General features: G+C 62.4%; 7 protein-coding genes and 1 tRNA gene. 4 read left to right on the plus strand and 4 right to left on the minus strand.

Features of this window, described 5'->3' with window-relative positions; all coding sequences use genetic code 11:
• Positions 1-2: 2 nt before the first annotated feature.
• Entirely contained in the window at positions 3-608 is a 606-nt protein-coding gene (locus tag V7787_RS16890; protein WP_020193440.1) for a DUF4823 domain-containing protein, read from the plus strand.
• 10 nt (positions 609-618) lie between these two features.
• Positions 619-1,179 (plus strand): DUF1285 domain-containing protein, encoded by a 561-nt coding sequence (locus V7787_RS16895; RefSeq protein WP_020193441.1) that lies wholly within the window; start codon positions 619-621, stop codon positions 1,177-1,179.
• Between the two features lie 230 nt (positions 1,180-1,409).
• Here V7787_RS16895 and V7787_RS16900 read toward each other — a convergent pair.
• Both V7787_RS16900 and V7787_RS16905 read right to left on the minus strand, forming a co-directional pair.
• A tRNA-Asn gene (locus V7787_RS16900) sits at positions 1,410-1,485 on the minus strand.
• 62 nt (positions 1,486-1,547) lie between these two features.
• Complete coding sequence (locus tag V7787_RS16905) at positions 1,548-2,744, minus strand: amino acid aminotransferase (RefSeq protein WP_010952990.1); 1,197 nt, start codon at positions 2,742-2,744, stop codon at positions 1,548-1,550.
• Positions 2,745-3,028: 284 nt separating this feature from the next.
• On the opposite strand from V7787_RS16905, the gene uvrB reads away from it, so the two are divergent.
• Complete coding sequence (gene uvrB, locus V7787_RS16910; RefSeq protein WP_010952992.1) at positions 3,029-5,044, plus strand: excinuclease ABC subunit UvrB; 2,016 nt, start codon at positions 3,029-3,031, stop codon at positions 5,042-5,044.
• A gap of 128 nt (positions 5,045-5,172) precedes the next feature.
• On the opposite strand, the gene V7787_RS16915 is transcribed toward uvrB, so the two are convergent.
• Positions 5,173-6,663, minus strand: a complete 1,491-nt coding sequence (locus tag V7787_RS16915; protein ID WP_172402858.1) for an MDR family MFS transporter — start codon at positions 6,661-6,663, stop codon at positions 5,173-5,175.
• A 49-nt stretch (positions 6,664-6,712) separates the two neighbouring features.
• On the minus strand, positions 6,713-7,768 hold the full coding sequence (locus V7787_RS16920) for an HlyD family secretion protein (RefSeq protein ID WP_049586797.1): 1,056 nt from the start codon (positions 7,766-7,768) through the stop codon (positions 6,713-6,715).
• Positions 7,769-7,911: 143 nt separating this feature from the next.
• On the opposite strand from V7787_RS16920, the gene gltX reads away from it, so the two are divergent.
• Entirely contained in the window at positions 7,912-9,393 is a 1,482-nt protein-coding gene (gltX, locus tag V7787_RS16925; RefSeq protein ID WP_064490757.1) for a glutamate--tRNA ligase, read from the plus strand.

Genomic DNA, 9,393 nt, shown 5'->3' on the forward strand with positions numbered 1-9,393 from the left:
AGATGCGTAGCCTGGTCTTGCTGCTGGCGCTGATGGCGCTGGGCGGCTGCATGAATGTCAGCGATATGGGCGAAGGCGTCCGCTATCACATGAGCGATGCCGGTCTGCTGGACCACAGCGAAACCCGTCGCTCCTTGTCGATCCGCCTGCAGCCTGATTCGTTCATCTTCATTGGCCAGGGTGCATTCGTGCCGCCGGGCGAGGGGCCGGTGCCTCGGCAGAATGCAGTGGCCCAGCAGGCCTTCAAGAGCTTCGTCGAATACTTCCCGATGGTACGTCGCGCCCAGGGCCCGCTGGGCCTCGAAGAGGCCATCGCCCAGGCGCGCGCGGTGGGTGCGGACTACGTGTTGTACACGCGCTTCGCTCGTACCGACGATCGCATCGGCAATGGTGACGAGTGGTATGACGAGCAGGCCGTCGACCGCTTGGGCTGGGACACTGGCGTGGTGCAGATGATGCTGATCGAAACCAGTACCCGCTACCTGATCGACACCGCACGCATCAAGAGCCGTGGCGGTTTGTTGACGTTCCACGACAACACCCCGGAGGATTTGCTTGGTGCGCCGATGCGCGAGTACGCTCGTAGCCTTCTGGGTATGAGTGAATGAGGCAAGCGTGATGAGCGACTCCGGCAAGGCCAATGACCTTCTGGCGCAGATCCCCAAAGCCAAGGGGCTGCCGCCGGTGCACCTATGGAACCCGGAATTCTGTGGTGACATCGACATGCGCATTGCCCGCGATGGCACCTGGTACTACCTGGGCACGCCGATCGGGCGCAAGCCGATGGTGCGGCTGTTCTCTACCATCATTCGCCGCGACGGCGATGACTACTTCCTGATTACCCCGGTAGAGAAGGTCGGCATTCGTGTTGACGATGCGCCGTTCGTGGCCGTGTTGCTTGAAGTGCAGGGCGAAGGCGAGCAGCAGGTGCTGCGTTTTACCAGCAATGTCGAGGACCAGGTCGAGGCGGGGCCGGATAACCCCCTGCGGGTGGTGATCGACCCGCTGACGCAGGAGCCATCACCGTATGTGCTGATGCGCAGCAACCTGGAGGCGCTGATACATCGCAATGTGTTTTATCAACTGGTGGAGCTGGCGGTGCCGCATGTGATCGACGGGGAGGAATGGCTTGGGGTGTGGAGCCGGGGGGCGTTTTACCCGATTGGGCGCAGTGATTGAGGCCTCTGTTGGCGATGCCGGCTTCTTCGCGGGTAAACCCGCTCCTACGCCGGATCGGTGGTGGACACACATCGGTGGTTGAACACAGGCCGTCGTAGGAGCGGGTTTACCCGCGAAAGGGCCGGGCCTGCTGGCCAATCTCCGCCCGCCGTTCACCGTTGCTGGCCAATAATTCCAGCGCAACGAAAAAGCCCCCGGTTGCTTGCGCATCCGGGGGCTTCTTCAATGTCTGGCTCCGCGACCTGGACTCGAACCAGGGACCCAATGATTAACAGTCATTTGCTCTACCGACTGAGCTATCGCGGAATCTGCGCGTATCTTACTGATTGCCCGGGAGAAGTCAACCCACCCCCAGGCAAAACAATGAGTTACAGCACTTCCACGATCGCTTTGGTCACCACGTGGATGTTGCTCTGGTTCAGCGCGGCCACCGCGATACGGCCGGTGTCCAGGGCATAGATGCCGAAGTCGTTCTTCAGGCGGGTGACCTGTTCAACGGTCAGGCCCGAGTAGGAGAACATGCCGACCTGGCGGCCAACGAAGCTGAAGTCGCGGTTGGCACCGTATTCGGCCAGCAGCGATACCATCTGCTTGCGCATGCCGTGGATGCGCTCGCGCATTTCGGCCAGTTCGGTTTCCCACATCTGGCGCAGTTCTGCGCTGTTCAGCACGGTGGCAACAATGGTTGCGCCGTGGGTTGGCGGGTTGGAGTAGGTGGTGCGGATCACGCGCTTGACCTGCGACAGCACGCGGGTGCTCTCGTCCTTGGAGGCGGTGACGATCGACAGTGCGCCGACGCGCTCGCCGTACAGCGAGAACGATTTGGAGAACGAGCTGGAAACAAAGAACTCCAGGCCCGACTCGGCGAACAGGCGCACGGCGAAGGCGTCTTCGGCGATACCGTCACCAAAGCCCTGGTAGGCCATGTCGAGGAACGGCACGTGGCCCTTGGCCTTGACCACTTCCAGAACGTTCTTCCAGTCGTCCAGGTTCAGGTCGACGCCGGTCGGGTTGTGGCAGCAGGCGTGCAGCACCACGATCGAACCGGATGGCAGGGCGTTGAGGTCTTCGAGCATGCCCGCGCGGTTGACGTCGTTGGTCGGCGCATCGTAGTAGCGGTAGGTCTGCACCGGGAAGCCGGCCGATTCGAACAGCGCACGGTGGTTTTCCCAGCTAGGGTCGCTGATGGCAACCACGGCATTGGGCGAGAGGCGCTTGAGGAAGTCGGCACCGATTTTCAGCGCGCCGGTACCACCGACGGCCTGCACGGTGACCACGCGGCCGGCGGCCAGCAGTGGCGACTCGGCGCCGAACAGCAGCTTCTGCACAGCCTGGTCGTAGGTGGCGATGCCGTCGATCGGCAGGTAGCCGCGCGAAGCGTGCTGGGCGGCACGCTGGGTTTCGGCTTCGATCACGGCGCGCAGCAGCGGAATGCGGCCTTCCTCATTGCAATACACGCCTACGCCCAGGTTGACCTTGTCGGTACGTGGGTCGGCGTTGAATGCTTCGTTGAGGCCCAGAATAGGGTCGCGGGGTGCCAGCTCGACAGCGGAAAACAGGCTCATTGTTACCTTGGCTCTGATTGGAGTGTGATAGGGCGTACACGCTCCAGCCGAATGCACTGAAGCGGTGCACAAACGGGGAGTCAGTATAGTGATACCGATCGGTCACCGCGACACTCTGGCGCAGCTTTTGGGGCTATTTGCGCAAATATTTTTCGACCATTGGTCTAAATGCCGTGTCCACCGTTGCATGCGTCCACACCTGTGCCTTGAAAGCGCCCCCGAACGGGCGCATTTGGGTATAGACTACTGGCTAAATTTACAGCTGCTGCACCGCGAGGTCCTTCATGTCCGAGTTCCAGCTCGTCACACGTTTCCAGCCGGCTGGCGACCAGCCCGAGGCTATCCGCCAGTTGGTCGAAGGCATAGAGGCGGGGCTGTCGCACCAGACGTTGCTCGGGGTGACCGGTTCGGGCAAGACCTTCAGCATTGCCAACGTCATCCAGCAAGTGCAGCGCCCGACGCTGGTGCTGGCGCCCAACAAGACGCTGGCCGCCCAGTTGTACGGGGAGTTCAAGGCATTCTTCCCCAACAACGCGGTGGAGTACTTCGTTTCCTATTACGACTACTACCAGCCGGAAGCCTACGTGCCGTCGTCGGACACCTTCATCGAGAAGGACGCCTCGATCAACGACCACATCGAGCAGATGCGCCTGTCGGCGACCAAGGCGCTGCTGGAGCGGCGTGACGCGATCATCGTGACCACTGTGTCGTGCATCTACGGCCTGGGCAGCCCCGAGACCTACCTGAAAATGGTCCTGCACGTTGACCGTGGCGACAAGCTCGACCAGCGCGCGCTGCTGCGCCGCCTGGCCGACCTGCAGTACACCCGCAACGAAATGGACTTTGCCCGCGCCACCTTCCGGGTACGCGGCGACGTGATCGACATCTTCCCGGCCGAATCGGATCTGGAGGCCATCCGCATCGAGCTGTTCGATGATGAAGTGGAGAACATCGCCGCCTTCGATCCGTTGACCGGCGAGGTTTTCCGCAAGCTGCCACGTTTCACGTTCTACCCCAAGAGCCACTACGTGACCCCGCGGGAAACCCTGCTGGAAGCGGTGGAGGGCATCAAGGAAGAACTGAAGGAGCGTCTGGAATACCTGCACAAGGCCAACAAGCTGGTCGAAGCGCAGCGTCTGGAGCAACGCACCCGCTTCGATCTGGAGATGATCCTCGAGCTTGGCTACTGCAACGGCATCGAAAACTACTCGCGTTACCTGTCCGGGCGCCCGGCCGGGGCGCCGCCGCCTACCCTGTACGATTACCTGCCGCCCGATGCGCTGCTGGTGATCGATGAATCACACGTCAGCGTTCCGCAGGTCGGCGCCATGTACAAGGGCGACCGTTCACGCAAGGAGACCCTCGTCGAGTACGGCTTCCGCATGCCTTCCGCGCTGGACAACCGGCCGATGCGTTTCGACGAGTGGGAGGATGTCAGCCCGCAGACCATTTTCGTTTCGGCCACTCCGGGCCCCTACGAGGCTGAGCATGCCGGACGCGTGGTGGAGCAGGTGGTGCGCCCGACCGGGCTGGTCGACCCGCAGGTAGAGGTGCGCCCGGCGCTGACCCAGGTCGACGACCTGCTGTCCGAGATCCGCAAGCGTGTCGCGGCAGGCGAGCGAGTGCTGGCGACCACGTTGACCAAACGCATGGCCGAGGACCTCAGCGATTACCTGGCCGACCACGACGTGCGGGTACGCTACCTGCACTCGGACATCGATACGGTGGAGCGGGTGGAGATTATCCGCGACCTGCGCCTGGGCACCTTCGACGTGCTGGTGGGCATCAACCTGCTGCGCGAGGGCCTGGACATGCCCGAGGTGTCGCTGGTGGCCATCCTCGATGCGGACAAGGAAGGTTTTCTGCGTTCCGAGCGCTCCCTGATCCAGACCATTGGCCGCGCGGCACGTAACCTCAATGGCCGGGCCATTCTGTACGCCGATAACGTAACAGGCTCCATGCAGCGAGCCATCGACGAAACCGAGCGCCGCCGCGAGAAGCAGATCGCCTTCAACGAAGCCAACGGCATCGTGCCCAAGGGCGTGGTCAAGGACATCACCGACATCATGGAAGGTGCCACCGTGCCCGGTGCGCGCAGCAAGAAGCGCAAGGGCATGGCCAAGGCGGCGGAGGAGAGCGCCCGTTACGAGGCCGAACTGCGTACGCCGGGAGAGATCACCAAGCGCATCAAGCAGCTGGAAGAGAAAATGATGCAGTTCGCCCGCGACCTGGAGTTCGAAGCTGCGGCGCAGTTGCGTGACGAGATTGCGCAACTGAGGGAGCGGTTGATTAGCAGCTGAAGCCGGGCGCGGGCCCTGTGGGAGCGGGCGTGCCCGCGAAGAATTCAATGCGGTGGCTGGCACCGGCTGCGCCGGTGTTCGCGGGCTCGCCCGCTCCCACAGGCACCGCGCATCATCTGAAATTGTGCTCAGTGGGCCTCCCCAGCCTTCAGCCCCTCCGGCAACTTGCGGGTCAGCAACACCGCCACCATGCTCACCGCTAACCCGATCCCGACAAAGTGGAAGGCATCGTTGTAAGCCATGATCAGCGCCTGCTGGTGGGTAATTTCGCTAAGTTTGCCCAGCGCCGCATTGTCATTGCCCAAGCGCTCCGCCAATTGCGCCAGCCGCTCAGCCACCTGTGGGTTGCTCGGCACCACCGATTCGCGCAGGTAGTCGAAGTACACCTTGGTGCGCGCATCCAGCAGGGTGGCCAGCAAGGCAATACCAATCGCGCCACCGAGGTTACGCAGAATATTGAACAGGCTCGACGCGGACCCGGCATCCTGTTGTTGGATATACGCGGTGGCAATCAGCGAGATGGTCACCATGATCATCGGCTGGCCCAGGGCGCGGATGATCTGGATATGGTTGAACTGCGGCCCGGCAAAGTCCGGGTTGAGCACCCCCGAACCGAAACTGGCAGCGCCGAACAGGCAAAACCCCAGCGCGCATAGTACCTTGGGCGATATCACCTTCATCAGTTGCGGCACCAGCGGGATCAGGAACAACTGCGGAATACCCATCCACATGATCACCTCGCCAATCTGCAAGGCGTTGTAACCCTGTACCTGCGCCAGGTACAGCGGTAGCAGATAGATCGAGCCATACAGGCCCACGCCCATGCCCAGGCTGGCGATGCTCGACAGGCCAAAGTTGCGGTTGCCGAGGATACGCAGGTTGATCAGCGGGTGTGGCTTGGAAAACTGCAGGATGACGAAGGTGATCAGGCTGACCAGGGCAACGCTGCCCAGGCCGACGATCAGGTGCGACTCCAGCCAGTCCTTGCGATGGCCTTCCTCGAGAAACACCTGCAGGCAGCCCAACCCAAGGCCGAGCGTGACGATGCCGGCGTAATCGGTACTTTTCAGCAGCTCCCAGTGCGCCTCCTTCTTCTCAAGCCCGTATAACAAGCCGGCGATCATTAGCAGGCCCGGTGGGATATTGATGTAGAAGATGTATTCCCAGCCCCAGTTCTCGGTCAGCCAGCCGCCCAGGGTGGGGCCGATGGAGGGGGCAAAAGTGGCGGTCATGGCGAACATCGCCATGCCTTTGGCGCGGTGGTGCTCGGGCAGCTTGATCAGGGTCAGGGTGAAGGCCAGCGGGATCAGCGCGCCGCCGGTGAAACCCTGCAAGGCACGGAACAGGATCATGCTCTCCAGGTTCCAGGCCATCGAGCACAGCAGCGACGACAGCAGGAAACCGCCGGATACCCACACCGCCAGGCGCCGCGCCGACAACAGCTGCACCAGCCAAGCCGTCAGCGGGATCATGATGATTTCCGCCACCAGGTACGAGGTGGAAATCCATGAGCCTTCTTCCAGGGTCGCCGACAGAGCGCCCTGGATGTCCTTCAACGAGGAGTTGGTGATCTGGATATCCAGCACTGCCATGAAGGCGCCGAGCATCACGCTCATCACCGCGATCCAGTCGCGTCGGGTTGGCTCCGCCGTAGGGCGCAGCAGCTGGTCACCGGCCATTGTGGCCTTCGTCTTCGCTGCGCAGGTCGACGGTGGCGGTCACCGACATGCCGGGGCGAATACGCCCATGCAATGGGTTGTCGGCGTGGAACGTGAGTTTTATCGGGATACGCTGCACAACTTTGGTGAAGTTGCCGGTGGCGTTGTCCGGTGGCAGCAGGCTGAACTGCGCACCGGACGCGGCGAACAGGCTGTCCACCCGGCCTTCGATCGGTGTGTCGGGGTAGCTGTCGAACAACAGCTCCGCGCGCTGGCCGGGGTGCATGCGGCCGATCTGGGTTTCCTTGAAGTTGGCCTGCACCCAGATGTCTTCATCCGGCACGATCGACAGCAGGTAGGCGCCGGCCTGCACCACCTGGCCATTGCGCGCATTGCGCTGGCCGATGGTGCCGCTGATCGGTGCATGGATTTCGCAGCGGGTCAGGTTCAGTTCGGCCTGGGCCAGGTCGGTGCGGGCATTGGCGATTTGCGCATCGAGGCGCTTGAGCTCGGCGTTCAGGGCGGTGACCTGTTGGCGCTGGCTTTGCAGGTCGGCGCGGGCCTTGTCGACCTGGGAACCGGCGACATGGCTGTCCGCCGACAGGGTAGTGACCCGCTCTTCAGAGACAAAACCCGGTTTGCGCAGCTTCTCGGCGCGGCTCAGGTCCAGCCGCGAACGGTCGAACGTGGCCTGGGTCGCCGCCAATTGGGCCTGGCCGGCGGCAATCAGGCTGCCTTGCTGGGTGAGGCGGCTTTGCGCTTGTGCGTACTCGGCTTCGCGGGTGGCCAGGGCGGCACGGGCGCGTTCGACCGCCAGCTCGAAGTCGGCGGCTTCCAGGCGCACCAGCAGGTCGCCCTTGCTGACGTGCTGGTTGTCCTCGACCGGCACCGTTTCGATACGTGCGCCAAGCTGGCTGGAGATACGGGTGATCTCACCCTGCACGTAAGCGTTGTCGGTGCTCTCGTAGAAGCGGCCCTTGAAGTACCAGTGGCCCAGGAAGGCGAGGGCGATGATGGCCACCAGGGCGAAGAAGAGCGTCAGGCGGCGTTTGAGTTGGGCAGGCATGAGGACTATCGTTCCAGAAATGTAAACAAATTTAACAGCGGCACAGGGCCCGTCGACAAGTGACGTTCGCGCCATTGCTGGAGCCCGGTGCCCGCCTCCTGCTAACATCCCGCCTTTGTTTCATCTTTCGTTCGAGACTCTCCATGACCACCGTACGCACGCGTATTGCGCCATCGCCTACCGGCGACCCCCATGTCGGCACTGCCTACATCGCCCTGTTCAACTACTGCTTTGCCAAGCAGCACGGCGGTGAGTTCATCCTGCGCATCGAAGACACCGATCAGCTGCGCTCCACGCGCGAGTCGGAGCAACAGATCTTCGACGCTCTGCGCTGGCTTGGCATCGAATGGAACGAAGGCCCGGATGTCGGCGGCCCACATGGCCCTTACCGGCAGAGCGAGCGTGGCGAAATCTACGCCAAATACGCCAAGGAACTGGTAGACGCCGGCCACGCCTTCTACTGCTTCTGCACCGCCGAAGAGCTGGAACAGATGCGTGCCGAACAGCAGGCCCGCGGCGAAACCCCGCGCTACGATGGCCGTGCGTTGCTGATGAGCGCCGAAGAAGTGCAGCGCCGCCTGGACGCTGGCGAGCCGCACGTGATCCGCATGAAGGTGCCGAGCGAAGGGATCTGCGTGGTGCCGGACATGCTGCGCGGCGATGTCGAGATCCCGTGGGACCGCATGGACATGCAGGTGCTGATGAAGAACGACGGCCTGCCGACGTACTTCCTGGCCAACGTGGTCGACGACCACCTGATGGGCATCACCCACGTGCTGCGTGGGGAAGAGTGGCTGCCATCGGCGCCCAAGCTGATCAAGCTGTACGAGTACTTCGGCTGGGAGCAGCCCAAGCTGTGCTACATGCCGCTGCTGCGCAACCCGGACAAATCGAAACTGTCCAAGCGCAAGAACCCGACCTCGGTCACCTTCTACGAGCGCATGGGCTTCATGCCTGAAGCGATGCTCAACTACCTTGGCCGCATGGGCTGGTCGATGCCTGACGAGCGCGAGAAGTTCTCGCTGGCCGAAATGGTCGAGCACTTCGACCTGTCACGTATCTCGCTGGGCGGCCCGATCTTCGACATCGAGAAGCTGTCCTGGCTCAACGGCCAGTGGCTGCGCGAGCTGCCGGTAGAGGAGTTTGCCGCACGCCTGCAGAAGTGGGCGTTCAACAGCGACTACATGATGAAGATTGCCCCGCACGTGCAAGGCAGGGTCGAAACCTTCAGCCAGGTTGCCCCGTTGGGCGGGTTCTTCTTCGAAGGCGCGCTCAAGCTGGACGCCAAGCTGTTCGAAAGCAAGAAACTGTCGGCCGACCAGGTGCGCCAGGTGATCCAGCTGATCCTGTGGAAGCTTGAAAGCCTGCGTCAGTGGGAAAAAGAGCGCATCACCGGTTGCATCCAGGCCGTGGTCGAAGCGCTGGAGCTGAAGCTGCGTGACGCCATGCCGCTGATGTTCGCCGCCATCACGGGCCAGGCCAGCTCGGTTTCGGTGCTGGACGCCATGGAAATCCTCGGCCCCGACCTGACGCGCTACCGCCTGCGCCAGGCCCTGGACCTGCTGGGTGGGGTGTCGAAGAAAGAAAACAAAGAGTGGGAAAAGCTGTTGGCTTCCATCGTTTGA

Source organism: Pseudomonas sp. CGJS7 (assembly GCF_036961695.1).